At 68.7% G+C, this 26,479-nt stretch carries 27 protein-coding genes and 1 riboswitch; of the genes, 15 read left to right on the top strand and 12 right to left on the bottom strand.

Features of this window, described 5'->3' with window-relative positions:
* Window positions 1-2: 2 nt before the first annotated feature.
* From O9271_RS04275 to O9271_RS04285, 3 genes are all read left to right on the top strand, one after another.
* Window positions 3-494, top strand: coding sequence for an MGMT family protein (locus O9271_RS04275; RefSeq protein ID WP_298266379.1), 492 nt, complete (start codon window positions 3-5; stop codon window positions 492-494).
* A gap of 128 nt (window positions 495-622) precedes the next feature.
* On the top strand, window positions 623-1,081 hold the full coding sequence (locus O9271_RS04280) for a hypothetical protein (protein WP_298266380.1): 459 nt from the start codon (window positions 623-625) through the stop codon (window positions 1,079-1,081).
* Complete coding sequence (locus O9271_RS04285; RefSeq protein WP_298266381.1) at window positions 1,078-1,701, top strand: hypothetical protein; 624 nt, start codon at window positions 1,078-1,080, stop codon at window positions 1,699-1,701. Before O9271_RS04280 ends, O9271_RS04285 begins: the two co-directional genes overlap by 4 nt.
* A gap of 258 nt (window positions 1,702-1,959) precedes the next feature.
* On the opposite strand, the gene O9271_RS04290 is transcribed toward O9271_RS04285, so the two are convergent.
* A complete protein-coding gene (locus O9271_RS04290; protein WP_298266382.1) occupies window positions 1,960-3,183 on the bottom strand; it encodes an HDOD domain-containing protein in 1,224 nt (407 codons plus the stop codon).
* 150 nt (window positions 3,184-3,333) lie between these two features.
* Here O9271_RS04290 and O9271_RS04295 point away from each other — a divergent pair, with 150 nt between their 5' ends.
* Complete coding sequence (locus tag O9271_RS04295; protein WP_298266383.1) at window positions 3,334-3,846, top strand: hypothetical protein; 513 nt, start codon at window positions 3,334-3,336, stop codon at window positions 3,844-3,846.
* 103 nt (window positions 3,847-3,949) lie between these two features.
* On the opposite strand, the gene O9271_RS04300 is transcribed toward O9271_RS04295, so the two are convergent.
* Complete coding sequence (locus O9271_RS04300) at window positions 3,950-5,572, bottom strand: L,D-transpeptidase family protein (RefSeq protein WP_298266384.1); 1,623 nt, start codon at window positions 5,570-5,572, stop codon at window positions 3,950-3,952.
* A 73-nt stretch (window positions 5,573-5,645) separates the two neighbouring features.
* On the opposite strand from O9271_RS04300, the gene ggt reads away from it, so the two are divergent.
* Genes ggt through O9271_RS04320 form a run of 4 tightly spaced genes read left to right on the top strand, consistent with a single transcriptional unit; the run spans window position 5,646 to window position 10,961 of the window.
* Window positions 5,646-7,364: a gamma-glutamyltransferase gene (ggt, locus tag O9271_RS04305; RefSeq protein ID WP_298266385.1), complete on the top strand. Its 1,719-nt coding sequence runs from the start codon at window positions 5,646-5,648 to the stop codon at window positions 7,362-7,364.
* 10 nt (window positions 7,365-7,374) lie between these two features.
* Window positions 7,375-8,640 (top strand): asparaginase, encoded by a 1,266-nt coding sequence (locus O9271_RS04310; RefSeq protein ID WP_298266386.1) that lies wholly within the window; start codon window positions 7,375-7,377, stop codon window positions 8,638-8,640.
* 33 nt (window positions 8,641-8,673) lie between these two features.
* Window positions 8,674-9,906 carry a VCBS repeat-containing protein gene (locus O9271_RS04315; protein ID WP_298266387.1) on the top strand — a complete coding sequence of 411 codons (1,233 nt, stop codon included), beginning with the start codon at window positions 8,674-8,676 and terminating at the stop codon, window positions 9,904-9,906.
* Window positions 9,867-10,961: a Gfo/Idh/MocA family oxidoreductase gene (locus O9271_RS04320; protein ID WP_298266388.1), complete on the top strand. Its 1,095-nt coding sequence runs from the start codon at window positions 9,867-9,869 to the stop codon at window positions 10,959-10,961. Before O9271_RS04315 ends, O9271_RS04320 begins: the two co-directional genes overlap by 40 nt.
* 28 nt (window positions 10,962-10,989) lie before the next feature.
* On the opposite strand, the gene O9271_RS04325 is transcribed toward O9271_RS04320, so the two are convergent.
* Genes O9271_RS04325 through ptsP form a run of 3 tightly spaced genes read right to left on the bottom strand, consistent with a single transcriptional unit; the run spans window position 10,990 to window position 16,275 of the window.
* Window positions 10,990-11,844 (bottom strand): Cof-type HAD-IIB family hydrolase, encoded by an 855-nt coding sequence (locus tag O9271_RS04325; protein ID WP_298266389.1) that lies wholly within the window; start codon window positions 11,842-11,844, stop codon window positions 10,990-10,992.
* Window positions 11,841-13,661, bottom strand: coding sequence for a PTS glucose transporter subunit IIBC (ptsG, locus tag O9271_RS04330; protein ID WP_298266390.1), 1,821 nt, complete (start codon window positions 13,659-13,661; stop codon window positions 11,841-11,843). The genes O9271_RS04325 and ptsG overlap by 4 nt, the downstream gene beginning before the upstream one ends.
* Before the next feature lie 52 nt (window positions 13,662-13,713).
* Complete coding sequence (gene ptsP, locus O9271_RS04335) at window positions 13,714-16,275, bottom strand: phosphoenolpyruvate--protein phosphotransferase (protein ID WP_298266391.1); 2,562 nt, start codon at window positions 16,273-16,275, stop codon at window positions 13,714-13,716.
* 141 nt (window positions 16,276-16,416) lie between these two features.
* Here ptsP and O9271_RS04340 point away from each other — a divergent pair, with 141 nt between their 5' ends.
* A complete protein-coding gene (locus tag O9271_RS04340; RefSeq protein WP_298266392.1) occupies window positions 16,417-16,692 on the top strand; it encodes a BrnT family toxin in 276 nt (91 codons plus the stop codon).
* Window positions 16,673-16,900 carry a hypothetical protein gene (locus tag O9271_RS04345; protein ID WP_298266394.1) on the top strand — a complete coding sequence of 76 codons (228 nt, stop codon included), beginning with the start codon at window positions 16,673-16,675 and terminating at the stop codon, window positions 16,898-16,900. The genes O9271_RS04340 and O9271_RS04345 overlap by 20 nt, the downstream gene beginning before the upstream one ends.
* 127 nt (window positions 16,901-17,027) lie before the next feature.
* Here O9271_RS04345 and O9271_RS04350 read toward each other — a convergent pair whose 3' ends face one another.
* Window positions 17,028-17,438 (bottom strand): PIN domain-containing protein, encoded by a 411-nt coding sequence (locus O9271_RS04350; protein ID WP_298266396.1) that lies wholly within the window; start codon window positions 17,436-17,438, stop codon window positions 17,028-17,030.
* Entirely contained in the window at window positions 17,438-17,668 is a 231-nt protein-coding gene (locus O9271_RS04355) for a CopG family transcriptional regulator (RefSeq protein ID WP_298266398.1), read from the bottom strand. Before O9271_RS04355 ends, O9271_RS04350 begins: the two co-directional genes overlap by 1 nt.
* 183 nt (window positions 17,669-17,851) lie before the next feature.
* Between O9271_RS04355 and O9271_RS04360 the strand changes: the two genes are divergently transcribed.
* A complete protein-coding gene (locus O9271_RS04360; RefSeq protein WP_298266400.1) occupies window positions 17,852-18,358 on the top strand; it encodes a CIA30 family protein in 507 nt (168 codons plus the stop codon).
* A gap of 106 nt (window positions 18,359-18,464) precedes the next feature.
* Here the strand turns inward: O9271_RS04360 and O9271_RS04365 are convergent, their stop codons facing one another.
* The 5 genes from O9271_RS04365 to thiM form a co-directional block, all read right to left on the bottom strand.
* Window positions 18,465-19,505 (bottom strand): hypothetical protein, encoded by a 1,041-nt coding sequence (locus O9271_RS04365; protein ID WP_298266402.1) that lies wholly within the window; start codon window positions 19,503-19,505, stop codon window positions 18,465-18,467.
* Between the two features lie 64 nt (window positions 19,506-19,569).
* Window positions 19,570-20,334 carry a 3-oxoacyl-ACP reductase gene (locus O9271_RS04370; protein WP_298266404.1) on the bottom strand — a complete coding sequence of 255 codons (765 nt, stop codon included), beginning with the start codon at window positions 20,332-20,334 and terminating at the stop codon, window positions 19,570-19,572.
* A 2-nt stretch (window positions 20,335-20,336) separates the two neighbouring features.
* On the bottom strand, window positions 20,337-21,152 hold the full coding sequence (thiD, locus tag O9271_RS04375; protein ID WP_298266406.1) for a bifunctional hydroxymethylpyrimidine kinase/phosphomethylpyrimidine kinase: 816 nt from the start codon (window positions 21,150-21,152) through the stop codon (window positions 20,337-20,339).
* The gene (gene thiE, locus O9271_RS04380; protein WP_298266407.1) at window positions 21,149-21,811 is read right to left on the bottom strand and encodes a thiamine phosphate synthase; all 663 of its coding nucleotides are present in this window, start codon (window positions 21,809-21,811) and stop codon (window positions 21,149-21,151) included. Before thiE ends, thiD begins: the two co-directional genes overlap by 4 nt.
* On the bottom strand, window positions 21,802-22,602 hold the full coding sequence (thiM, locus tag O9271_RS04385; protein WP_298266409.1) for a hydroxyethylthiazole kinase: 801 nt from the start codon (window positions 22,600-22,602) through the stop codon (window positions 21,802-21,804). The genes thiE and thiM overlap by 10 nt, the downstream gene beginning before the upstream one ends.
* A gap of 48 nt (window positions 22,603-22,650) precedes the next feature.
* Window positions 22,651-22,748: riboswitch (TPP riboswitch) on the bottom strand.
* 115 nt (window positions 22,749-22,863) lie between these two features.
* Between thiM and O9271_RS04390 the strand changes: the two genes are divergently transcribed.
* The 4 genes from O9271_RS04390 to O9271_RS04405 are packed head-to-tail and all read left to right on the top strand — an operon-like array spanning window position 22,864 to window position 26,397.
* Window positions 22,864-23,802, top strand: a complete 939-nt coding sequence (locus tag O9271_RS04390) for an ABC transporter ATP-binding protein (protein ID WP_298266410.1) — start codon at window positions 22,864-22,866, stop codon at window positions 23,800-23,802.
* On the top strand, window positions 23,799-24,668 hold the full coding sequence (locus tag O9271_RS04395) for an ABC transporter permease (protein ID WP_298266412.1): 870 nt from the start codon (window positions 23,799-23,801) through the stop codon (window positions 24,666-24,668). The genes O9271_RS04390 and O9271_RS04395 overlap by 4 nt, the downstream gene beginning before the upstream one ends.
* Window positions 24,665-25,606: an ABC transporter ATP-binding protein gene (locus O9271_RS04400; protein WP_298266413.1), complete on the top strand. Its 942-nt coding sequence runs from the start codon at window positions 24,665-24,667 to the stop codon at window positions 25,604-25,606. Before O9271_RS04395 ends, O9271_RS04400 begins: the two co-directional genes overlap by 4 nt.
* Entirely contained in the window at window positions 25,606-26,397 is a 792-nt protein-coding gene (locus O9271_RS04405) for an ABC transporter permease subunit (RefSeq protein ID WP_298266415.1), read from the top strand. Before O9271_RS04400 ends, O9271_RS04405 begins: the two co-directional genes overlap by 1 nt.
* Window positions 26,398-26,479: the final 82 nt, after the last annotated feature.

A 26,479-nucleotide genomic window follows, 5' to 3' on the forward strand; every position in this document is an offset into this window, starting at 1 on the left:
CCATGTCCACTCGTCCTGCTCATCCTTCCACGCGATCGACGCGTGCGCGCAGTGCCGTGGCCAAGCGCGATGGGGCACCGGCACCGCACGTGAAAACGCTCACGGACGCGAAAGGCAGCAGCTATCCGCCCGGACGCATGCTCATCGCCTCACCGTTGGCGGTGCAGGACGAACTGGCCAGCGTGCCGGAAGGACGCGTGATCACGGCGCCACAGCTGCGTGCGCGCCTGGCTCGGCGGTTCGGCGCCGACTACACCTGTCCCATTACCACCGGCATCTTCCTGCGCATCGTGGCCGAGGCCGCGTTGGAAGAGGCGCGGGCCGGTGAGGTGCCCGTGTGGCGCGTCGTCTCGGAGAACGGGGCGCTGCTGGACAAGCTGCCCGGAGGCCCCGAGCGACAGGCGGCGCGTCTCCAGGCCGAGGGGGTGGCGGTGGTGCGCCGTCGCTCGCGCTGGTTCGTGGACGACATGGAGCACGTCGCCATGACGGGGTGATGCGATGACGGGCGGCGGTGGAGGTGCTATTCTCCGGTATGCCTCTTCGTCGCCTTCTGCCCGCGCTGTCCTTGCCTTGCGTCATGTTGGCCGCGTGCAGCGATGCCCCTGCGCCGGAGAACGCTCCGGTGGCAAACACCACGCCGGTGCCGCGGCCGCTCACGCCCAGCGATTCCCTGTGCCCGCGCGATGGTCAGTGGCGGGGCTGCCATCTGGAGGACCGCATCAACAAGGCGGGGATGGGGATCAAGGTGCTGGACACCATCACCGTGCCGTATTTCCCGCAGCCGGGGACGCGCTACAAGATCGGCAAGACGGCGAAGCTGGTGGCGTTCTTCTTTGCCGACTCGCTGGCCGGCGCGAAGGCTACCGAGTCGCTCGGCAAGCTCAGGCTCACGCCCCCCGGCGACACCATCGGCAAGTGGCCAACGGCCCCGTACGAGGCGATTCGCTCGGCGAACATGATCGCGGTGCTCTTCGAGGTGAACGCCACGCAGGCAGAACGGGTGCGGCTGGCGCTCACCGCCGGCGCCCCGCAGCCGTATAGGGGACAGGTGCAGACGTTGCCGCCGGCGAGGGTGCAATGAGCGGCGCGCGGTGGGCCCTTGCCGCGCTCGCGTGGGCTGGTGCGGCCGGCGCGCCGCGGGCGGCCACGGCCCAGGGCCCGGAGCGTGCCGATCGTGCCGAGCATGTGGGCGCGCCGGGTGACACCACGGCCTCGCCGGGCGGCAAGTACGCGATCATCGCGGCCGCAAGCGTGGCGGCCGCAACGTGGAATCAGGCCATCGGCCTGCCGGCAGGATGGCCGCGCACGTGGCGGGGCTACGGGGCTCGGCTGGGCGATCAGGCCGGATTTGCGGTGGCGGAGGAGTCACTCCACGCCGGCATTGGCGCGCTGGTGCCGTGGCACGCCGTGCGCTCGCCCTGCCTGGCAGCACGGCGCGGGCATCCGTTTGGCCGACGTGTCGTCGCGACCACGCGGTGCGCGGTGCACGACCGTTTCGTGGCGCAGAACGCGGCCGGGGAGGCGCGACCCAACGTACCGTTTCTCGGCGCGGTGGTGGGCGCCAGCGCCATCAGTCTGGCGTGGCGCCCGGAGCGGGCGGATGCCCGCCAGGGGCAGGTTTTCGTGGCGACCCGCATTGGCATCGTTCTCGCCGGCGCCGTGGGCAAGGCGATGTGGGAGGCGTGGCGCGAGGCACCGTGAATGACTGACATACCGTATGTCAGCGGGCAATGTTCGGTATGTCGCGCACCACCGTAAGGCTCCCCGACGAGCTGTTGCTGCAGTCGCAGGCGCAGGCGCAGGCTCACGCGATGCGCACGGGGCGTACGTTCACGCAATTGCTGGCCGATGCGCTTCGCTACGAAATACAGCGCGCTCCGGAAATGCGGCGTGTGTGCGAACCGCTCCCGACGTACGGGGTGGTGGGTTGCAGACCGGGGGAGACCAGCGGACCGTGGGTCAGCTGGCCTTCTTGACCGGCGCCGCCGCCTGACTCTCCAGCGATGCGCCCAGGGCTTGCGCCGCCCACGTGATGGCATTGGTGTAGAACTCGCCCACCTTCGCCGGGTCCACGCCCATCTCCCGCGCGATCTCCGAGGCGTTCTCGAACAGCCCCAACTCGTACGATTCCGCAAAGTTGATCGCGTCGGCATAGGGGCCGGTGCGATCGATGAGCGCCTCGTTGGCTTCGGCACTGAGCGCCACCCGCTCGAGGATATCCGCCAGCGGCATGCGGAAGACCGCGTCGAGCAATGAGAACAGGCCCACGAGGAAGAGCGTCCCGGCGTCGCGGCGGCTGCCCACCAGCTGTTCGCACAGGCGCCCGCGTTCCACGGCCTGCCGGACGAGCTCCTGGTCCACGCCGCTCGTGCACTTGCGCGCGGCGGCCACGGCGACGGCCAGCCACCGGAGGAACGCGCTGCGGCCAGTGAGGCGCAGCGCCTGACCGATGCTCGCCACCCCACGCCCGCCCAGCGCGGCACTGTTCACCAGACGGATCAGCTGGAAGGTGAGCACCGGGTCGGTGGCAATCACGTCCTCGAGCTGGCGATCGCTGACCGTCTGATCACGCGCGAGCCCCATGAGACGCATGGCGGCCACGGTGCTCTGTGGCATGTCGGCCGTGGGGAGCGGCTCGGGGCGGCTGAAGAAGGTGCCCTGGAAGCCGTCAAAGCCGCGTTCGAGGGTGGCTTCGTACTGGTCGAGCTCCTCCACGTGCGCCGCCACAAGTCGCAGCGACGACCCCTGCGCCGTGAGGCGATCGCAAATGGCGTTGACCGTGGCCGGATCGCCACTGCGCGAATCCACGCGCACCCACTGTACCAAGGGCAGGAACGCCTCGGCGGGCACGGGCTCCGCCCCCACCTCGTCGATCGCCAGCTGGGCGCCGGCGGCGCGCAGGCGCTCGAGGGCCTCGTTGACCTCCGTGTCAGGCGTGAGCCAGGCGGGGAGCATGACGATGACCGACCCGGGCTCTGCCACCAGAAACGCATCGCCAAGCAACTGGTCCCGCGTGGCGGACACGAACGCCGGGAGGCGATTGCGCACCAGGTCGAAGGTGCCGTTCAGGAAGCTCTGCGCGAAGGAACCCGCCCCTTCGGTCTCGTGAAACCGGATGTCGTACCCGAGCAGGGAGCCGGTTCCACCGAAAACCGGTTGGCGAACGAGAGCAAAGTCGGACATGGCTTAGCGAGATTCAGCGTGGGGGCCCGCAAGGGGTGGCGCCGAGGCGCCTACCCTGACGAGCTTCAGACGATCAAGGGCCCTCAAGGGCACGTGCGGCCGACTGATCGGACCGCCTCACTTTCCAGAATCGTCCCCGAAACGTCCGAGATGAGTCTTTCGACCCTCGATGGGACCCTGCACCGCGGGTGCGGGGGCCGTTACGCCCTGCAAACGGAAACGGTGACCATGCGGCTGAGCGGCATGGCCGCCGAGGTGACGCGCGAGTTTTTCCGGTGCGAGAAGTGCGCTCATGAACAGCGCACCATTGAACAGCGCGACGCCGCGGAAAAGTCGGCGACCGAGTATATCCGGGCGGAGCACAACCTGTTGGCGCCCAAGGCCATCCGTCAGTTGCGCGAATCGCTGGGGCTCACCCTGCCACAGTTCGCGGAGCTGATCTACGGGACCCCCAAGGGGATCGTGGACGGGTGGGAGAAGGGGAAATACCTGCAGAACCGTGAGGCCGACGCGCTCATTCGCGGCCTGGCCGATCGTGAAACGCTGGAGCTGCGGGCGGCGAAGGCGGGGGTGCCGCTACCGGTGGTGGAAATGGCCGCGGCTTCCGTTCCGGCGGTGGTCCCGGCCGCGGGCGCCGGCGCCGCCCCCCCCGCGCACCCATAGGGGGGGGCGCGGGGGGGGGGGGGCCGCCTCCGGGTGTGGTCAGGGCCGGGGGCTGGTGTGCGGGGGGGGCGCCCGCCGGCGCCCGCGGCCGCGGCCCAGCCGGCTACCTGAGCGGGGCGGGCAGGGGGCGCTGGTGTTCGAGGACCAGCGCTCGCGCCAACAGGGCGTCGCGCCCGTAGACGTCGGGGCGGAACTGCAGCGTGCCGTCACGGTCGGCGAACGCGGTGGCATACGTGATCCGCACCGGCACCGGCGTCTTGAGCAGTACCGCCGTGCGGCGGCCGGTGGCGATGACCGAGTCGAGGCGGGCGCGCGTCCCCCCGTCGGCCTCGAGCAGCAACGTGGCGAGTTCGTGCGGGCGCTGCACGCGAATGCAGCCGTGCGAGTGGGCACGATCGGGTAGCGCAAACAGCGCCTTGGCCGGCGTGTCGTGCATGTACACGTTGAAGCGGTTCGGAAACAGGAAGGCGATCTGACCCAGGGCGTTCCACGGCCCTGGCACCTGCTGGATGTCGCCGCCCACCCGAATCATGTGATTCCGTTCGAGGTAGTCGGGCTCCCGCCGTAGCCTGGGGAGAATCTCCTTCGCGGCGATGCTGGGCGGCACGTTCCACGCCGGGTTGAGCACGATGGTGGTGAGCGTGTCCACGAACATCGGCGTCTTGTGATTCCGGTCGCCAATGACCACCCGCGTGGCAAACACGGGCTGGCCATCGTCGAAGACGAACGCCATGTAGTCGGCCAGATTCACGGTGATCCACCGATTCCCCGTCACCGCGGGGAGCCATCGGGTGCGCTCCATGCCGAGGCGCACCTGCTCGATCCGGTCGCGCACGGGCACGTTGAGCGCGGCAGCGGTCGCGCGACCCGCCAGGGTGTCCACGGTGAGGCCGTGCCGCTCCTGGAACCGCGCCACGGCCACGGCCAGCGCCGAGTCGAAGGTGGCCGTGCTGTCTTCGCGGTGCGCCCCCTCCAGATCGCCGCGCTGCCGCAGCAGCTGGTGCAGCTGCGCCACGCGCGCCCCCGACATGCCGAGTCGCAGCGTGGGGCCGGCGGGGAGCGTATCCCAGCCGCCGCGCTGTTCGATGGCGCGGAGTTGATGCAGCGCCTCGCGCAGCCGCACATAGCCCGGTGTCGCAGGCGCCGCGGCGAGCAGGGCGCGATTGGCGTCGGCTGCGTTGCGTAGGGCGCGGAGCAACGAGTCCCCATGCAGGCGCGGGCGGACGAATGCGTGGTCGCGGTGGATGGCGCCCGGCACCGCGAGCCCTACGGCGAGATCCTCGGCGAAGCGGAGGGCGAGGAACGACAGCCGCACATCGGCGCGGGCGAGTGCGGCGGTGTCTCGCGGATCGGGCGTCTGGACGTCGTAGGCGCGTGCGTCGAGCCCCTCGTCGTTGGCCGTGGCCAGCGCCTGCGTCAGGCCTGCGCCGGCGACCGTGAGCCCGCGGGCATCGGTCCACGCCGGGGTGAAGCGCCGGCCGGTGTAGAATCGGATGATCGCATGCAGCAGGGGCCGGTCGTGCCCGTCGGCGGCCGACGGGTCAAGCGAGCGTACGACCGCTTCAATGGTAGTGGCGGGCAGCCCAGGCACCGCGCGCGGCGGCGGCGTTGCCAACTGCGGCCGAGCCGACTGCGGCCGAGCCGACTGCGGCGATGCCGAATGCACGAGGCTGGCGCAGAGTAGTGCCGCGGCGACCACGCGGTACATCAGGGCAACGGGTCCCATGGCCGGAAGATGGGAGGCGCCGGTGGCATATTCCATCGGACATTTCCTCACGCCTCTGACCTCGAGAGCCTGCATGCCCCGTTGCCCGCTCCGGACGTTCGCGCCCATCGCCGCCCTGCTGCTCACCTCGCCGGCCGGCGCCCTTGGGGCGCAGGACCGCTCGCAGTCCCGCTCCATGGTCCAGTCCCATCTGGGCGTCGTGGCCAGTGAGAGCGTGCTGGCGTCGCAGGTGGGCGCCCGCATTCTCGAACAGGGGGGGAACGCGGTGGACGCCGCCATTGCGGTGAACGCCATGATGGGGCTGGTGGCCCCCATGAACGACGGGATTGGCGGCGATCTCTTCGCCATCTACTACGAAGCGAAGACGGGGACGCTGTACGGGCTCAACGCGTCGGGATGGGCGCCGAAGGCGCTCACGGCCGAGTATCTGCGCGCCAAGGGGAACACGCGCATGCCGCAGCGTGGCATCGACGCGGCCACGGTACCGGGTGCCGTGAAGGGGTGGGAGGCGCTGCGCACGCGCTTCGGCCGCCTGCCCTTCACGCAGATTCTCGCGCCGGCCATTCAGTATGCACAAACCGGTTTCCCGGTGGGCGAAGTGGTGAGTGTGTACTGGAAGGACAGCGAAGAGGTGCTGCGGGCCGACGCAGCCACGGCGAAGACGTTCCTGCCTGGCGGGAAGCTGCCGCGCGTGGGCGACATGTTCCGGAATCCCGAGCTGGCGTGGACGTACCGCCAGATTGCCGCGCAGGGAGCGAAGGCGTTCTACACGGGCAATGTGGCGGCCAAGCTGCTGGCGAGTTCGAAGACACACGGTGGCACCATGACCGCCGCCGACCTGGCCGAGTACGACGTGGAGTGGGTGACGCCCATTTCCACCACGTATCGCGGCTGGACGGTGTACGAGCTGCCCCCCAACGGGCAGGGGATCGCCGCGCTCATGATGCTCAACATGATGGAGCAGTTCGACCTCAAGGCGATGGGGCACAACTCCGTGCAGGCGCTGCACCACATGATCGAAGCGAAGAAGCTGGCGTACGCCGACATGCAGCGGTACGACGCCGATCCGCGTTTTGCGAAGATTCCGGTGAGCGGGCTCATCTCCAAGACGTACGGTGTGGCGCGCGCGAAGCTGATCAGCGCGTCGATGGCCAACTGCAACGTGCCGGTGGGGACGCCGGAAGGCACGGACAACGGTACGACGTATCTGAGCGTGGTGGACAAGGAAGGGAACCTCATCTCCTTCATTCAAAGCAACTACAGCACCGTGGGCTTCGGTGCGGGGCTCACGGTGGCCGACGCCGGCTTCGTCTGGCACAATCGCGGTGGCGGGTTCTCACTCGACGCGGCGAGTCCCAATCTCATTGCGGGGCGTAAGCGGCCGTTGCACACCATCATCCCCGGCTTCATGGAGAAGGGCGACGAGAAGATCGCCTTCGGCATCATGGGCGGATGGAATCAATCGCAGGCGCACGCGCAGTTCGTGGCGAACCTCGTGGACTTCGGCATGAACATTCAGGGCGCGCTCGATGCGCCGCGGTTTTCGAAGGAAACGTTCCCCGGGTGCGATGTGAACTTTGAAGCGCGCATTGCGAAGAGCACGCGCGATTCTCTGGCGGCCATGGGGCACGAGATCGTGATGCGTGGTGACTACTCCAGCACGCGCATGGGGGCAGGGCAAGCGGTGCAGCGCCATTTCGTCACGAAGGTCAACTCGGGCGCGTCGGACCCGCGCAAGGATGGGGCGGCGATTGCGGAGATGATCGTGGCGGCGCCGGCAAAGCGAAACTGAGGGTTTGCTCATGACGCATGTGATTCGAGTGGGTCGCCCGACTGTTGCGCTGCTGGCGTTCGTGATCGGCGCGTGCGCGCGACCTGGTACTTCTCCCGCCCCGGTGCCGAGTCCCGCCGCGCCCGCAACGGCCGCACCCGGATCGACCGCGCCGGCGCCTTCCGCGCCGGCGCCTGAGACAGGCGTTGCCGCGCGCCAGGCGGCCGTCGTCCCCAATCCCAACGCGCCCAAGGTGCTGGTCATTGCGACCGGCGGCACCATTGCCGGTGTGCAGAACGCGCCGGGTACGCTCGGGGGCTACCGCGCCGGTACGCTGACCGCCGAGCAGATTACGGCGTCGGTGCCGGAGCTCGCGCGTTATGCGCGGGTGGAAACCGAACAGTTCTCCAACGTGGCCAGCACACTGGTGACGCCGGAGATGTGGGTGAAGCTCGCCAAGCGCATCAACGTGGTGCTGCAGCGCGGCGATCTGGCTGGTGTGGTGGTCACGCACGGCACCGATCGGCTGGAAGAGACGGCGTTCTTTCTGTATCTCACCGTGCGCTCCAGCAAGCCGGTGGTGGTGGTGGGGTCGCAGCGTCCGGCCACGGGCATCAGCCCGGATGGTCCCATCAACCTGCTGAGTGCCGTGCGGACCGCCGCGTCGCCCAAGGCCGTACAGAAGGGTGTGATGGTGGTGATGGACGATCGCATTCTGTCGGCGCGCGAGTCGCGCAAGCTGTATCAGCGTACCGGCGGCTTCGATACCGGCGACATGGGGATGCTGGGTGTGGTGGCGTCGCAGGGGCCGGAATTCTTCTTTGCCCCGGTGCGTCGCTTCGGTGAACGGAGCGAGTTCGACCTGGATGGCGTGGATACGCTGCCCAAGGTCGAGCTGACGATGTCGTACCCCGGTGGCACGGGGCAGACGTTCACCACCAACCCGAAGGGCGTGGTGGTGGCTACGACGGGCATGACCGCCGCCGAGAACGCCACGTACCGCGCGCTGCGGCAGACGGGTGTGGTGGTGGTGACGTCGTTCACCTCGGGGGAGAATGTGAACGGTGGGGGTGGTGGTGGCGGCGGCGGCGATGGACCGCCACCGCCGGCGGCGCGCGTGGATACGACGGCGCCGCGTGATTCCGTGGCGCGTCCGGCGGCGCCGCCTGTACCACCGGTGCCGCCCGCCGTCGTTGCGCAGCACCTGACAGCCACCAAGGCGCGCATCCTGCTCATGGTCGCGCTCACCAAGACGAAGGATCCGCGCGAGATCCAGCGGATCTTCAACGAGTACTGACGGGACGACGCGCCGGCGCCGTACCTTCTGCCAATGACCATGCCCCCGTTCGGCCGTCGCGGGTTTCGCGCCCTCACGGCCCTTGGCCTGTGCGTGGCCGCCAGCGCCGCCGTGGCCTCGCAAACCAGCGCCCCCCGCGTCTTTGAGCGCGTGCTGTTGCTCGAGACGACCAGCGAAACCTCCGCCAGCGTAAGCCTCGGTGATATCGACGGTAACCGTACGCTCGACGTGATTCTCGCCAAGGGGCGCCATTGGCCGCTGGTCGACCAGATTCTGCGCAACGACGGCAAGGGGCACTTCACCACGCAGCCCCTCTCGGACGCCCCCGATCGCACCTACTCGGCGGCGCTCGCCGACCTCGATGGCGATGGCGATCTCGATATCGTGGCGAGCAACGACAAGCCCGACCGGAAGCTCATCTACCTCAACGATGGGGCGGGGCACTTTCGCGTTGGCGGCACCTTTGGCGAGGCCGCGTGGAACACGCGCTACGTGACCGTGGCCGACCTGAACGGCGACCAGCGCCCCGACTTGATCGTGGCCAACCGGAGCTCCAACCCCGCAGCGCCGCGGCCGAGTTACGTGTGTCTCAACAACGGGGCGGGCGCGTTTCCCACGTGCGCGCCGCTCGCCACGCAGTCGGCCACCATTGTCGTGGCCAGTGATCTCGACGGCGACGGCAAGACGGACCTCGTGGTGCCGCACCGCGACGGTGGCCAGAACCTGATCTTCTGGAACGACGGCACGGGCGTGTTTCGTGAGCCGCCAACGCCACTTGGCCCGCCCCAATCGCAGATTCGTGCCGCCGCGGCGGCCGACATCAACGGTGACGGCCTGACGGATGTGGTGGTGGGCGATGAACGCAACGGACTCTTCGTGTACATGGGGGCGGGGCCGCGCGCGTTCGATGCGCCGGTCGCGCTGCCCTCGGTAGGCGGGGCGCCCTATGCGGTGGCCATTGCCGACATGAATCGCGATGCGAAGCCCGACCTCGTGGTGGGGCGGCAGGAGGCGGTCGGGTCGGTGCTCTTCAACACTGGTGGGGCGCGTGTCCCGCGCTTTGCGGACATGCCGTGGGGCGACGGCAAGGGCTCGGTGTACGGCGTGGCCGTTGGGGATTTGGACGGCAATGGCTGGCCGGACATTGCGGCGGCGCGATCAGAGGCGCCGAACGCGGTGTGGTTCAGCGGCGCCACCCAGCGGCGTACGCCGACGCGCAACTCCCAGTGGCTGCAACAGGTAAGCAAGAGCGGGGTGGTCCGATAGTCCGCGTCGCGCTCATCGGGTTCGGTCCCGGCGGGGCGTACTTTCACGCACCCCTCATCGCGGCAACGCCGGGGCTGACGCTCAGTGTCGTAGTCACGAGCGATGAAGGTCGTCGCGCGCAGGCGCTGCGCGATTATCCCGGCGTTACCGTCGTTGCCTCCGCGGCGGAGTTGTGGGACCGGTCGAGTGAGATCGACCTCGTAGTGATTGCCACGCCGAATCGCACTCATGCGCCGCTCGTACTGGCGGCGTTCGACCACCGCATGCACGCGGTGGTCGACAAGCCGTTCGCTGTGACAACGGCCGAGGGAAGGACCATGGCCGATGCTGCGCGCGCCGCGGGGCGGCTGCTGATACCCTACCAGAACCGGCGTTGGGATGGGGACTTTCTCACCGTGCGCGCATTACTCGCAGAGGGCGCGTTCGGCACGGTCCATCACTTCGAGAGCCGATTCGACCGCTGGCGTCCGCAGGCAACGGGACGTTGGCGTGAGTCAGGAGAACCGGGCGTGGCCGGTGGTCTGCTCTACGATCTCGGGAGTCATCTCATTGACCAGGCGCTGCTGCTCTTTGGCCCTGTGACGGCGGTGTACGCCGAGTTGGATACGCGACGGCCCGGCGTCACGGCAGCGGATGACGTGTTCGTGTCGCTCACGCACGCGAACGGCGTGCGTTCGCATCTATACGCCAGTGCACTCGAGGCGCAGGCCACTCCACGCTTCCGTGTGAGCGGGTCGGTGGCGTCATTGGTGAAGTGGGGGTTCGATGTGCAGGAGGCCGCGCTCAAGGCGGGAGTGAAGCCGGGTGGCGGCGCGTGGGGCCAGGAGCCGCCCGAACGATGGGGGATGCTTGGCACCGAGACCGCGAGCGCGCCGGTACCAACACAAGCCGGCGACTATCCGGCGTTCTATGCGGGTGTTGCCGCCGCCATTCGCGACGGGGCGCCACCGCCCGTGCATGTGCACGAAGCCATCGCCATGCTGAACGTCATCGAAGCCGCGCAGCGCGCCGCGCGTGAGCGTCGCGTGGTGGAGCTGGCGTCCGCGCACGAGTAGCGAACTCGTAGTGACCCCACCGTGATCGTCAGCTTCGACTGGCGATCGCCATGGCCAGCGCCTCGGCCACCCCGTCCGACTCCACGTCGGCCACGATATGCGCGGCCAGCGCCTTGGCCACCGGCTCGGCGTTGCCCATGGCCACGGGCCACCCCACAATCCCGAGTGCCGGTGTGTCGTTGAGGCCGTCACCAACGTACATCACTTCGTGAAGCGCTACGCCATACTCGGCGGCGATCACCCGCAGGGCATACCCCTTGTCCACGCCGCGCCGGGTGAGATTCACGAACACCTGATCCGGGAGTGCCGGGCCCATCGCCGGAGAGATTTCCAGCCCTTCGTGCGGCTCGGCGACGAGGGCGTCCAGCTCGTGGTGTGGCACGATCCACTGCGCGCGCACGATAGGCGGTGACAGTGATTCGTAGGGCTGCGGCGCATACGGCAAGCCGAGCACTTCGGCGTGCACGCGTGCCACATGTGTCTCGCTCTCCGTGACGTACTGCGCGTCGGTGTACAGTTCGAGCAGGCGATTCTTCTCGCGCGCGCGCGCGATGAGCATGCGAATGGTGTCGTCGGGGAGCACCGCCGACTGCGACTGCCCGTCGTGCAACCGTACGATGCTGGCCCCATTCTGGAAGCAGTGCCATCCGGTAGCGTTCACACGATGTGCCAGCTCGCGCGTGACCCCCAAGCCCGGACGCCCCGAGCACATGGTGAGCTGAATGCCGGCGCGGCGCGCCATCTCCACCGCGTGCCAGACCGCAGCGCGCACGGTACCGGACGCACCGAGCATGGTGCCGTCCACATCCAGGCACACCATGCGCACGGGGCGTCGCGCGTCGACACCGATGTCCACGGCGCGCTGCTTTTGTGCGTTGCTCACCGCGATGCGGAAACGGAGGGCAATATGGCCGCCGCGATGCCGGCGGCGTCTTCGCCAACGATGAGGTGCACGACACCCTCGTCCACGCGCATTACGCCGCGTACACCGGCGGCTGTGAGTGTGGACTCATGCAGTCGTGACGGGTCGTGCAGGACCACGCGCACGCGGGTGAGGGCCACGGCTTCGGACGCGGTGATGTTGCCGATACCGCCGAGGGCGGCCGTGATGGCGGCCGCGCGGGTACGGTGCCCGTGTGTGATGACGACGGCTGGTGCGTCAGCGATGGCAGCCGACGCGACGTGGGGTGCAGGAGAGGGGCCGCGGGCGGACGTCAGCGGCATGGTCCGCATGAACTCTTCCATGTCCGTCTTGAGGTTCTCCGACCGGGTCCCGAAGATGGCTTGCATGCCATCGCCCACCTGCATCACGCCGGATGCGCCCAACCCCTTGAGGGCCGCGGCGCTGGCGCGCGAGACGTCGTGCAGGTCTACCCGCAGCCGGGTGATGCAGGCGTCGAGATTGCGGATGTTCTCGGGGCCACCAAAGGCCGCCACCAGTTGTGCCGCGAGACTGCCGCCTACTCCAGCGCCACTGCCCGAGACCTGCTCGGCATTCGCCGCCTCGTCGGACACCGTGGTACTGTCCTCGACTTCACGCCCCGGGGTCTTGAGATCGCGCTTGAGGATCATGGTGCGGAACAGCGCGAAGTACATCGCCGCCCACAGGGGGCCCAGCCACAGGAACCAGAGCCCGCGCGTGGAGTTGGGAAAGAGGACGATGTAGTCGATGAGTCCGTGCGAAAACGTGGTACCGTGCCGGATGCCCAGCTCCACCGCCACGAAGTACGCTGCGGCGGCCAGCATCGCATGCATGGCGTACAGCAGCGGCGCCACGAACATGAAGGCGAACTCGATGGGCTCCGTGATCCCGGTGAGGAACGAGGTGAGCGCCGCCGAGATCATGATGCCACCCACCTTGGTCCGATTTTCCGGACGCGCGGTGCGCCACATGGCGAGGGCGGCGGCGGGGAGTCCCCACATCTTGAAGAGGTAGCCGCCCGCGAGGTAGCCCGCGGTGGGATCACCCGCCGCGAACCGCGGGATCTCTCCAGTGAGTACTTGCCCCGTGGCCGGATCGGTGAACGATCCCACCTGGAAGAAGAAGGGCACGTTCCAGATGTGGTGCAGGCCGAAGGGAATGAGTGACCGTTCCACGACGCCGTACACGGAGAAGGCCAGCGCGGGGTTGCTGTTGGCGGCCCAGTGCGAGAACAGGTCGATCTGGTGACCAATGGGCGGCCAGACCACGCTGAGCACGATGCCGGTCACCACCGCCGCAAGAGCGGTGAGAATGGGCACCGAGCGCTTGCCGGCAAAGAAGCCCAGATACGACGGCAGCGTGATGCGATAGAACCGATTGAACAGCAGCGCCGCGATGGTGCCAATGAGGATGCCGCCGAATACGCCGGTCTCGATGGACGGCATGCCCATGATCTGCTTGGGCTCGTAGCCCACCAACGGAGCCATGACGCCCATGGTCGCCACCATGACCGCGAAGCCCACCACGGCGGCCAGCGACGCCACGCCGTCGTTGCCGGTGAGACCCAGCGCGACCCCGATGGAGAAGATCAACGGCAGGTTGCCGAAGATCGCTCCGCCTGCCTGCGCCATGACGCTCGACATGGCCGCCGGCAGGATGCTGAACTTGGCGCTGCCCACACCCAGCAGGATGCCCGCAGCCGGGAGCACCGACACGGGGAGCATCAGCGACTTGCCGATTTTCTGCAGCCACCCGAAGGCGGCGCGACCCTGACTCATGTGGATAAACTCCGGTTCGAGTGCCGCGTCATGTCTCGCCTCATGTATCGCATCATGAATGACGCTGCGTAACGATCGCCCGCACCTCCGCACCATCACCCGCCTCGAGGGCCAGGCGCGCCGTCTCCCGGCACTCGGCCAACGAAAGCGAACGCACGCGCGCCTTGACGGCCGGCACCAGCGGAATGTCGGCGCTCAATTCGTCGACACCAAGGCCAACGAGGATGGGCACGGCGTGCAGATCACCCGCCAGCGCGCCGCAGACCCCCACCCAGCGTGCGTGGGCGCGAGCGCCCGCCACCGTGCGCTCGATGAGCCGCAACACCGAGGGGTGCAGTGCGTCCACCTGCGGCGCGAGCCGCGGGTTGGTGCGATCCATGGCCATTGTGTACTGCGTGAGGTCGTTGGTGCCGATGGAGAAGAAGTCGGCCTCACGTGCGAACTGCTCGGCGATGAGCGCCGCCGCGGGAACTTCCACCATGATGCCCACTGGAACGGGCGCCACTCCCAACGCCTCACGTTCACGCTCCACGAGCGCCTTCGCGGCCCGCCACTCCGCCAAGGTGGCAATCATGGGAAACATCATGGCCACCTTGCCGGACCCGGACGCCCGGAGAATGGCGCGCACCTGCGTGCGAAAGAGCTCGGGACGCGCCAGCGTGAGACGCACGCCCCGTTCACCGAGGAAGGGATTCAGCTCGGCGGCGACATCGAGGTAAGGCAGCGGCTTGTCGCCGCCGACATCGAGCGTGCGAATGACGAGAATGCGGTCGTGACCCAAGGCACGGGCCACCGTGGCATAACTGGTGGTCTGTTCGTCCTCATCGGGTGCCGTGCGCCGGTCCATGAAGAGGAACTCGCTGCGCAGCAGCCCCACCCCTTCGCCGCCAACGTCGGCGACGCGCGCGCCCTCGCTCACGGCACCGATGTTGGCCACCACCTCCACGCGATGTCCGTCGGTGGTGGTCGCGGGCTCCATGGCCACGGCGAGCTCCCGCTCGCGGCGTTCGCTGTCCACCGCCTGCCGCGCGACGATGCGACTGTCGTCGGCGGCGCTGGGGGTCGTGTTCACGATGCCGCGATCTCCATCCACCACCACGCGCGTGCCGGCCGGCACCGCGAGGATGCGCGGATCCACGCCGGCCACCGCCGGCAGTCCCAGCCCGCGGGCGAGGATGGCCACATGCGAGGTGGCGCTCCCCATCGTGGTGCAGAGCGCCCGCACCTTGGTGCGGTCGAGCGCGGCCGTATCCGACGGGGTGAGGTCTTCGGCCACGACAATGGAGTCGGCCGGGACGTCCACCGGCGCCGAGCCGCCCACGAGCAGGTGCAGCACCCGTCGCCCCACATCGCGCAGGTCGGTGGCACGTCCGCGCATGACGGCATTGGAGAGCGCCGAAAGCCGGTCGGCTTGCGACGTATAGGCCTGTTGCCACGCCCAGGCGGCGGAGTCGCCCGCGCGCACCTGCGCGGCCGCGCGGTCGAGTACTTCCGGGTCTTCCAGCAGTTCCTGATGCGCTGCGAAGATGGCCGCGTGGTTGGCGTCGGCTTCTTCGGTGAGACGTTGCCGTAACCCTTCCAGCTGCAGATGTGCGGCACTCAGCGCCGACTCGAGCGCGCGCTGCTCCTGCACCGGGTCGGCACCCCGCTGTTCGACGACGGCGTCGTCGTGACGCAGGTGGAAGACCTGCCCGATGGCCAGCCCCGGCGACGCGGCAACGCCGCGCAGTACCCCGTCGGCGACTGGCTCGGTGGTGGAGGGGGCGACAATGGGCACTGGGGCTGCGGGCGCGGATGCGCCATGTGCCGCGTCGGCACCACCATCAAGATCTGTTGCGAGCAGCGTGACCAGCGCCTGAATGGCTTCGGCGGCGTCACCACCGCGCCCGACCACCGTGAGAGTGTCGCCGCCTCCCACTTCGAGCGCCATGATGGAGACGACACTGCGCGCGTTGGCCTCCTGCTCGCCTTTGCGCAGCCGGAGGTCGGCGGCAAAGCGCCGAGCGGCTGCCGCGACCACCGCCGCGGGACGTGCGTGCAGACCCGTGCGCGCCCCCACGATAACCGGGGCCGACGTGATGGCCGTGTCGGCGGAGGCCGGCGCCGCGGGGCTGCTGGGGGCGGTCTTGAGCTCCACTTCGAACAGCACGTCGTGGCCCGCGACCACCATGCCCGAACGCGGCCGCAAGGCGGCCACGAGGTCCATGTTGGAGATGACCACCTCCGTGAGCAGCGCGCGCGCGCGCCGAGCAACGGCGTCAATGTCGAAGCGGAGGAGCACGTCGCCGGCGCGCACCGGCTGGCCAGCCTTGACCGCGGGGTGGAATCCGGCCCCCTGCAGCAGCACCGTATCGAGCCCCACGTGGATGACGATTTCCAGGCCGCACGCCTCGAGCGTCACGGCGTGCGAGGCGCGATGGACCTGCCGCACCACGGCATCACAGGGGGCGACCACCTCGCTCCCCAGCGGGTCGATCGAGAGCCCGTCGCCGGCCAGTCGTTGGGCAAAGACCGGGTCGGGCACTTCGTCGAGGGGGACGATGACGCCTGAGACGGGGGCGAGCAGGGCGAGCGTCGCGCGACCGGGGGTGGGCGCGAGGGGGGACTCCGGCATCAGACGGGCGTGGCTGTGGGGGGCGAGGGCGGGGAGGAATCGTTGCTCCAAGCGCAGCCGCACGGAAGGGGGGTCTGTTACTGTGGGTCGCTTGAAGAGACAGGAAAAAGGTATAGTTTTTATACCGAAGAAGGGGGTTCTGTGGAGTTTGAGTTCGACCCGCTCAAGAGCGCCAGCAACTTCGCCAAACACGGCATCGACTTCGACTTCGACGCCGCGCAGGCGCTGTGGCGTGACGACCGACTGCTCGAAGTGCGAGCGAGGACCACCGATGAGCCACGCTGGCTGGTCGTGGGACGCATCGCGGGCGTCGTCTGGTCGGCGGTGGTCACGTATCGTGATGACCGCGTTCGTCTGATATCCGTGCGCCGCGCGCGCGCTGAGGAGGTGGCGTTGTATGAAGGCGAAGGACTTTGACCGCAAGTTCGACCGCGAGGTCGACATCACGGATGATCTCGACCTGTCCACAGTGCGCCGCCCGACGCAAGCACCGCGTCGCGTGAACGTCGACTTTCCCGTCTGGATGATTGATTCGCTCGATCAGGAAGCCGCGAGACTCGGTGTCACACGGCAGTCGATCATCAAGGTGTGGATCGCTGAACGCCTCGAGAAGCGGACGTCCTGACCAACCGCAGCGGTTGCGCGTGACGCCCGCGAGACTGGCGGCGACCCTGTCCGACCGCTACCGCCTCGACCGCGAGCATGGAAACCGGTTTTCAATTGCGCGGTGTTCGCCGCCCGCTGAGACGCGACTACGGCACCAAGGACACCAGGCGGCTTCCGTTCGTGCGCACCGCGGTGAAGTGACGCCGGTCGGTGGTTAGGATCTCGCGCGCACCGAGTCGTTCAGCCACAGCAATCACCGTTGCGTCGACGAAACCCAAATGGAAATCGAGATACTCGCGCATCAGAGCCGATGCCCGCAGCACGTCGTCCGACTCCACCGGCTCGATGATCAGCTCACCGTTCGCCACGGATCGTACGAATGCCTGCTCCGCCTGCGCGCTGATTCGCGTCTGTAGCAGGTAGGACACTTCGGGCAATACGGTGATGGGCACGCGAACGTGACGCGCCTGTGCGGTCCACCACGCGGTGACCCGCGTATGCCACGCATCGCTGCGATCGACCAGCGCATACAGTGGTCCGGTGTCGGCAATGACCATCAGCCGTGCGGATCCTTCCAGAGCAGGGTGTCCACCTGCTCGGACGTGTCGCTCGTGCCGCTCGCAAACTGCCCGGCAACGGACGGCAGCGGCGACGTGGCCCCCGGAGCGGCGAGGTACATGGCAACGGCCTCCCGCACGAGAGACGCTGTACTCACGCCCGTGCGCTGCGCGGCCCGCTGCAGCTGGAGCATCATCTGATCGTCAAAGAACACGGTAGTACGCTTCATGCCATATGTATGCTGGATATATATGGCTCAGGCAACCTGTTGCCGGGGAACCCGGTTCGCCTGGCGCCGCTTTCTCGCTGTATGCATGCCGCGATGCGCTTACTCCTCCTGCTCCTGCCTGTCCTGTGGCTGGTACTCGGCGCGTCCGCCGGGCCTCAGGGCGCCCCCATAGACCCCCTGCCCATGCCCGCGCCCGTCACGCTCTTCACCTTCGACCGTACCGACGAGGCCGAGTGGGACGTGGTCAACGACGGTGTCATGGGTGGCCGTTCGGCGGGCTTTGTGGCGGTCGAGCAGGGCGCCCTGCGCTTCACCGGCACGCTGGTCACGCAGGGGGGTGGGTTTACCTCGGTGCGGGCGCGCCGCGCCGTGGATCTCACCGGTCAGCTGGGTATCGAAATGCGAGTCCGCGGCAGTGGACGCCAATTCGAGGTGGAGCTCGACGACGGGGTGCGCGCCTACGGCCGCACCGTGTCGCGTCGGGCGCCCTTTGCCACGTCGGCCGAGTGGACGGTGGTGCGCGTCCCCTTCAGCGCGCTTCGCAGCACGATTTTCGGGAGAGCGGTGAACGCCCCGGTCATTGATGTGGCGCGTATTCGTGGCATGGGGCTCTACATGGCCGACGGGCAGGACGGGCCCTTTCGCCTCGACGTGGACTACGTGCGGTCGTACGGGGCGGGCAACGAATAACGACGCGGCCAACACGGTGCGTCAGCTGGCGTTCATGCCGATTCTGCGCAGGTAACGGCCGTGCCGTCTCACGCTCCCGAGCACTCTCGGCTGTCGCGTGATTTCCTCAACGATCCCGATCGGTATCGGCACCATCTGTTGGCCCACGACGAGGGGGAGCGCCCGCGAACCGCTGTTGCACCCACGCGGGGATCAGGAGATTGTCGGCGATGGCCGCGATCTCCTCGGCTTCTTGCCACGCGCGTTCGAGGGCGGCAAGGTCGCCTTCGAGTGCGACGCGTTCGGTGTCTTCGTGGAGGGCCATCTCGAGCGCGAGTTGCCGTTCACGTGTGCCGTCGCGCCACGAGCCGGAGAAAACCCCCTTGCCGGTCTTGATGTATTGCTGAATGAAGGCCTCGGCTGAACCGGCTTCGGCCAGCCGCGTCACGGCGGACTTCACGGTGTCGGCCGAGCCGCCCTCTTCGTTGGCGACCGTGAGCAGCTTGCCAAGGAGGCGCTGCGCCTCGTCACCGGCGAGGATCGTTCGTCCTTTCTTGTGCATCACGTTCAGGCGCCACGACTGTTCGTGGTCGTCGAGCTCGAGCTTGATGTTGCCGATGTCAGGGCGTCGGAGCGTGACGAGGCCACTCTTGTACGGCACGCGCCCCACGGGGCGCAGAAGCTGCCGATACATGGCCAGGTAGTTGACCAACAGATGCGAAATCGTCCCGGCGGCGGGGATGGCACCGTGCAACGCCGGGTCGATCCACTTGAGGGCCATCATGCCCATCGCGAGGGTAAAACTCCCTCCGACGATCGCCCATGTCTTCACTCGCCGTCGCACGAGCTCGCCGCCATACCGCCACGCCGCGAACTCCGGCCTGGTCGGCTGTCCCACGCGCACGAGCTGCAGCCCCTCGCTCAGCTTGGCGAGGCCGATGTTGTCGGTGCTGGCCTTGAGGGGGGTGGCGCGGTACAGGCGCTCGCAGGTCTCGATGGCCTCCCACCGCTCTTCGAGCGGCGAGAGGTTCCAGCGGGCGCAGCGCGGGCAGACGGCCCAGAGCCGGCCGCGTGCCGCGTCGAAGGCGAGCTTGCGCCCCACGGGGAACGACTCGACGACGTCGTTGGCGCCGAGGGCGCTGTGGCAATAGACACAGGTAGAGAACACGCGCGGAATTTAGCCCGGGCGCTGTGGCGTCCGCCCGCCACGTCGCGGGCGGACCTACGTGCCCTCAGCCGAACACCAGCCCGCCGTCCACGATGAGGTTCTGCCCGGTCACCGATCGTGCCCACGGGCTCGCGAAAAAGAGCACCGTATCAGCCAGCTCCTCGGGGGTCGTGACACGCCGCAGCGGCGTGTTGGCGGCAATGAGGTCGAACACCGCGTCGGGGGTGGCCGCACTGGCATCCGTGGTCCGCAGCAGCCCGCCCGACACCATGTTTACCGTGATGCCACGCGGCCCGAGCTCGGCCGCTGCCGTTCGCGTGAAGGCCAGCAGGGCGCTTTTGGCCGCGGTGTAGTCGTGGTACGGCACCACCGGGTTCTGCACGAGGTTGCTGCCAATGGTGACAACGCGCCCGAAGCCGGCCTGCGCCATGGCCGGCACCGCGCGCTGCAGCAGCGTGAGTGCGCCCACGCAGGCCGTGTTGGTCTGCTCCAGCAGCTTGTCCGGGGTGAGCGTGGCGATGGTGTCGCGCGCGTCGCCATTGAACCGGTAATCGGCGAGCGCGTTGTGGACGACGGTCGTGACCGGGCCCATCGTGCGCTCGATGGTATCGAACATCGCGCCCACCTGCGACGCATCGCGCACATCGGCTTGCAGCGCTACCGTGCGCGGCCCCAGCGTGGCCGCCAACGCCTCGGCCTGGGCCCGACTGGCGCGATAATTCACGACGACCTGCGCGCCCTCGCGTGCGAACGCGGCGGCAATGGCGGCACCCAGTCCGCGACCGGCACCGGAGACAACGACGACCTGCTTGGAGAGAGAATGGGACATGATCAGTCCTGCCAGAGCGTGTGGAAGTGGTGGGTGGGACCGTGGCCGTGTCCCACCGTGAGCTGATGTGCCGCCCCGATGGCGGCCGTGACGTACGTCTTGGCCGTGTGCACCGCGTCGGGGAGCGAGGCGCCGTGCGCGAGCTGTGCGGCGAGCGCGGCCGAGAGCGTGCACCCCGTGCCGTGCGTGTGCGTGGTGGGCAGGCGTGACGACTCGAACCAGTGCACGCCACCGTCGAACACCAGACAGTCCGGGCTCTCGTTGGCGTCCAGGTGTCCGCCCTTGAGCAACACGGCCCGGGCTCCCAGCGCGAGCAGCGCTTGCGCGTGTGCCATCATCTCCGCGCGCGTGTCGGCTACGGTCGTGCCAAGGAGCCGCGCCCCCTCCGGCAGGTTTGGAGTGATGACGGTGGCCAGCGGTACGAGGCGCGTGCGCACGGCGTCGATGGCGTCATCGCGCAGCAGGGGCGCCCCACCCTTGGCGATCATCACGGGGTCGAGGACGATCGGTACGCCGGGGTATGCCGAGAGCGAGTCGGCGACGGCGCTGGCGATGTCGGCGGTGGCGATCATGCCGATCTTCACGGCGTCTACGCGAATGTCGTCGAAGATGGCGGCGATCTGCTGCTGCACGAACGACGGCGGCACCAGATGCACACCCGACACGCCGCGCGTGTTCTGCGCCGTCAGCGCTGTGATCGCGGCCATGCCGTAGCAGCGCTGGGCCGCGAAGGTTTTGAGGTCGGCCTGGATGCCGGCACCGCCGGACGGGTCGGAGCCCGCGATCGAGAGCGCATTGGGAATGCGGGCGGGCGTCACGAGAGGGTTTCCGGTGAGAAGGGGAGGGAGCGGGCGATCGTATCGCTGAGTGCCTGGGCTGCTGCCTGTACATCGGGCTGGCCGCAGATGGCGGAGACCACGGCTACGCCCGCCACGCCGGTGGCCAGCACCGACGTGAGGTTCGTGCCGTGAATGCCGCCAATGGCGACCGCCGGCAGCGAGGTCGCGGCTCGCGCTGCGGCCAGGTCGTCCAGCCCCATGGCCGCGGCGTGATCGGGCTTGGTGCTCGTGGCGAACACGGGGCCGAGGCCAACGTAGTCCAGCACGGACCGGTCGGCCGCCACGGCGTGGGCAACCGTTTCGCACGAGAGGCCCACGATCGCGTGCGGGCCTAGACGCGCGCGTGCCTGGTGCGGCAGCACATCCGATTGCCCCACGTGCACGCCGTGGGCGCCAATGGCGACGGCGGCCTCGAGGTCATCGTTGATCACGAGCGGGACGTTGGTCCCCGCGAGCACGTCCATGAGCGCCCGCCCCAATGCCACACGCTCCGCTGTGGTGGCGTCCTTGTCACGGAGTTGCACCATGGTCACTCCACCACGTACGGCATCGCGCACCGTGTCCACGACGCCCCGCGCGGCACACAGCGCGGGGTCGGTGACGAGATAGAGGCGCAGCTGTGGGGCGATCACCCCCATGTCACGCGCTCGGTGGCGGCGAGCTCCGCCGGGGAGGTCGCCGCCAGGGCATCGAGGAAGCGCCACCCGAACGATCCCGGGCCCTCGGCCTCGCGGCCAGCGCGCTCCCCCGCGTGCGCGAACAGTACGAGCGCCGCCACCGCCGCCTCGAGTGGCGCGGCGACGGCCGCGTACGAACCGATCAGGCAGGTCAGCGAGCAGCCGAGAGCGGTGACCTGCGGCATGAGCGGCGAGCCACCTGTGATGGTGGCCACACGGGCGCCGTCGGTGACGAGGTCGATGGCGCCCGTCACCACCACCACGCCGCCCGTCTGCATGGCAAGGGCGCGGGCCGCTGGCTCGGCGGCCATGACCGGATCGGCCGCGTCGACCCCGCGGGCCGTGGTGTCACCACCGGCCAGGGCGAGGATTTCGCTGGCGTTGCCGCGCAGAATGGTGGGGCGCAGCGCCAGCAGCTCGCGTGCGGCCTGCGCCCGGTACGGCGAGGCGAAGTGCGCCACGGGATCGAGCACCCACGGCGTGCCCACCGCGTTCGCCGCCGTGGCGGCGGCCAGCATGCCCTGCACCCACGCGGGGGAGAGCGTGCCGATGTTGATGGTCACGGCGCGCGCGATGCGCGCGAAGTCGCCACTCTCCTCCACGGTGTGCACCATGGCCGGCGCCGCGCCCGCGGCGAGCAGCGTGTTGGCGGCGATGTTCATCGCCACATAGTTGGTGATGCACTGGGTGAGTGGCGCTTCGGCGCGTAGTGCGCCGAGCGCGTCAGCCGGGGTCAGTGTGAGTCGTGGCATGAGGCCTCGGGCGACGCAGGCCGCCGCGCGCGCCGGGCCGCAACTGCGCCCATGGCGACCGCGACTCCCTACGCCAGCATGATCTGGGTCAGGTTCAAAGGGTGCTTCTCAGCCCCGCGCACTACGGGACGCCCCTGTCGAGTGTGGGCAATCTAACGAACCGCACACGCCGAAACGAAACCCCGCTGGGCAAACTGTCGTTGGGACCGCCACCCCTACACATTCCACACATCGTCGGCTTCACGTCTTTCATCGGTCCGCATGGCCGCACCGCTCATCACTGCCCGCTCGCTGACGCGTCGCTACGGCGCCGTCACGGCGCTCGATGCCCTGACCGTGGCCATCGAGCCGGGGATCACCGGCCTTGTCGGCGCCAACGGTGCCGGCAAGAGCACTTTCGTGAAGATCCTGCTCGGCATCGTCGATCCGTCGGAGGGGGACGCCGCGGTCATGGGGCACGATGTCGTCCGTGAGCGCGCGAACATCCGGGCGCTGGTGGGCTATATGCCCGAACACGATTGCCTGCCCCCCGACATGAGCGCCACCGAGTTCGTGAGCTTCATGGCGCGCTGCAGCGGCCTGCCGGTGACCGCCGCTCGCGAGCGCACCGCCGAGGTGCTGCGGCACGTGGGGCTCTTCGAGGAGCGCTATCGCCCCATGGGCGGCTACAGCACCGGCATGGCGCAGCGTGTGAAGCTGGCCCAGGCGCTGGTGCACGACCCCCGGCTGCTCATTCTCGACGAACCCACCAACGGCCTCGACCCCGAGGGGCGCGACGAGATGCTGGCCCTCGTGAGTCGCACTGGTCGCGAGTTCGGCATCTCGGTGCTGGTGTCGTCGCATCTCCTGGGTGAGCTCGAGCGCATCTGCGAACGCATCGTGCTGATCGAACAGGGGCGGCTGTTGCGCGCCGAACAGGTGGGGGCACTCACGAGCGAAACCGCCACGCTGGTGGTGGAGCTTGATGGTGACGCGGCGGCGTTGGCCGCGTTCGTGGCGCGGGTGGCCGCGGCGGGGCTGCTGGTGCAGGCCGAGCGGCAGCGCGTCCTGGTGGAACTGCCCGATACGGCCACACCGGCAGCGCTCGACGCGGCCTACGATGCCGTGCGCGACGCCGCGGCCATGTCCGACACGGGTATCCTGCGCCTCGAGCGCCGGCGTGGGCATCTGCAGGATCTGTTTACCGGGGCGGGCGCATGACCACCACCGATTCCACCATTCACGACCTCGGCTATCGCCGCTATGACGGCGAGCGCGAGGGCGCGCGCGGGGCGTTCCGCGCGCTGTACTGGCAGGGGTTCCGTGCCATGTTTGGCGTGGGGCGCCCCATGAAAACCAAGGCGGTGCCGGTGTTCGTGAGTGTGGTGACGATGCTGCCGGCGCTGGCGAGTGTGGCCGCCAGCGGTGCCACGCAGGGGCAACTGCCCATCACCTACGCGAATGTCATCGGCGCACAGGCACTGCTGTTCCTGCTGTTCAGTGCCGCACAGGCGCCGGAGATGCTCTGCCGCGATCAGCAGCACCGCGTGCTGCCCCTCCTGTTCACCCGCGACGTGACGCGCACACACTACGCGCTGGCGCGGCTGCTGGCGCTGTTCACGGCCATGTTCCTGGTGGCGCTCGCCCCGCTGCTTATTCTCTATCTCGGCGAGATCGGGGTGGCCAAGGACCCGGGCGCCACCTTCGCGAAGATGGGGAACAAGCTTGGGCCGGTGCTGCTCTTCGCCACGCTGCTGGCGTGGGTGATGAGCACGGTGAGCGCCTTTCTCTCCAGTCTCACCCCGCGTCGCGCGTACGCCACGGCCGCCGTGATTGGCGGCTTTCTGGGCACGGTGGTGATTTCGCAGGGGCTGCAGGATCTGGCGGGGATGTCGGAAGCGGCAACCAAGATGATCGATCCCATCGAAACGCTGCGGACCACGGCGATGCAGCTGTTCGGCGAAACGAAGCGCTGGATGGAACTCACGCCGCCCCCCTCGGTTTGGGTACACGTGGCGGCGCTCACGGCGCTGGGTTTCGCGGCGGCGGCCGGACTCGTATGGCGCGTGCGGCGGGTACCGGTATGAGCGTGCCTTCGGTATCCCTCGGCGCCACGCCGCTCGTCTTCGACCACGTCTCGCACTGGTACGGCGAGGTGGTGGCCGTGAACGATGTCACGGCAGAGGTGCAGGCCGGGATTACCGGCCTGTTGGGTCCCAACGGCGCCGGGAAGACCACGCTGCTGCAACTGGCCGCGGGGTTGATGGGCCCGAGCGGCGGCGCGGTGCGAGTGTTCGGCGCGTCGCCGGTGCGCAACCCGGAGATCTTCCGTCACGTGGCGCTCGTGCCCGAGCGCGAGGCGTTGCCGGGCATGCTGTCGGCACGCGCTTTCGTGGAAGCGCGCGCCACACTGTTGGGGCTGCGTGATCCGCGCGCGGCGGCCCGGGCGGCGCTCGAAATGGTGGAGATGGACACGGTGGCCGACCGTGCGGTGTCGGGTTTCTCCAAGGGGATGCGCCAGCGCACGAAGCTGGCGGCGGCGCTCGTTCAGCAGCCGCGGCTGGTGCTGCTCGATGAGCCGTTCAACGGCCTCGATCCGCGGCAGCGTCTGCACATGATGCAACTGCTGGAGGCGCGCGCGGCCGAAGGGACCGCGGTGCTGCTGTCCAGTCACATTCTCGAGGAAATCGAAGGGGTGGCGTCGCGCATTCTGGTCATGATCGCGGGGCGCCTCGCCGCCAGCGGCGACCATCGCACGCTGCGACGCCTCATGACCGATCGTCCGCATTCGGTGCGGATCCGCGCCAGCAACGTCCGCGCGTTGGCCGCGCAGCTCGTCGTGCAGGCGCCGGTGGTGAGTGTGGAGGTGGATGGGGCCGACGCGCTCACTGTGCGGACGACCGACTACACCGCCTTCTCGCGCCTGCTGGTGCAGTCTGCGCGTGGCGCCGCGGTGACGCTGTACGATGTGCAGCCCACCGACGAATCACTCGAACACGTCTTCGCCTACCTGGTGCAGCGCTGATGCCCACCGTCGCCACTTCCACTGCGCCGCCGTTCGGGCGCGTGTCGTTCCCGCGTACGGCCCTGGTGCTCATGCGCCTCGCGTGGGCCCGTACGGGCTCGCCGCTGCTCATGCTGGGGGTGCTGGTGGTGCTGTGCCTGCCGGTGCTCTTCTCGCTCATGTTCGCGAGTCGCGGCGCGCTGTCAGGCGACCCGATCGACTTCCTGCTGGCGCGCTACGATACCATCGTGGCGGGGCTGGCCACGCCGCTCATTGCGCTGCTGCTGGGCACCAGTGCGTTCAGCGCCGAGACCGACGATGGCACGCTGCTGTACCTGGTCACCACGACCACGCCCCGCTGGTGGATCGTGATGGCGCGGTTGCTCTTCGCGTCACTGCTGACGGGGGTGCTCACGAGCCTGTCGGTGTTCGCCTCCGGGGTCGTGGCGGTGGGCCTCAGTGACCCGGAGGGGATCGTCACGGCGTACACCGTGGCGGTGTTCTACGGCGGCGTGACGTATGCCGCGCTGTTCACGATGCTGGCGCTGCTCACTCGGCGCTCGCTTGTGGTGGGGCTCATTTACGTGCTCTTCTGGGAGGGCGCCTTGAGCGACACCTTTCAGGCCATCCGCTATCTCAGCGTACGCCAGTGGATGAATGCCGTGGCCGAGCCGATGATCGCGGGTGGTGGCGATGGCGTGGGGCCGTCGGCCACTTACGCGCTGGTGGGCGCGGTCGTGGTGGTGGCAATCACGGTGTACGTGGGCGGCCGCCGACTGCACGAGCCGCGTATGGGGCGCATCGGGTCGTAGCCGACGGGCGTGCAGGGTGTGGGGTGGGCGTGACATCAGCCCACAACCCTGCACGCACAACCCGTTACGCTGAACGGGTGTG

The sequence above is a fragment of the Gemmatimonas sp. genome, from assembly GCF_027531815.1.
GTDB lineage: Bacteria > Gemmatimonadota > Gemmatimonadetes > Gemmatimonadales > Gemmatimonadaceae > Gemmatimonas.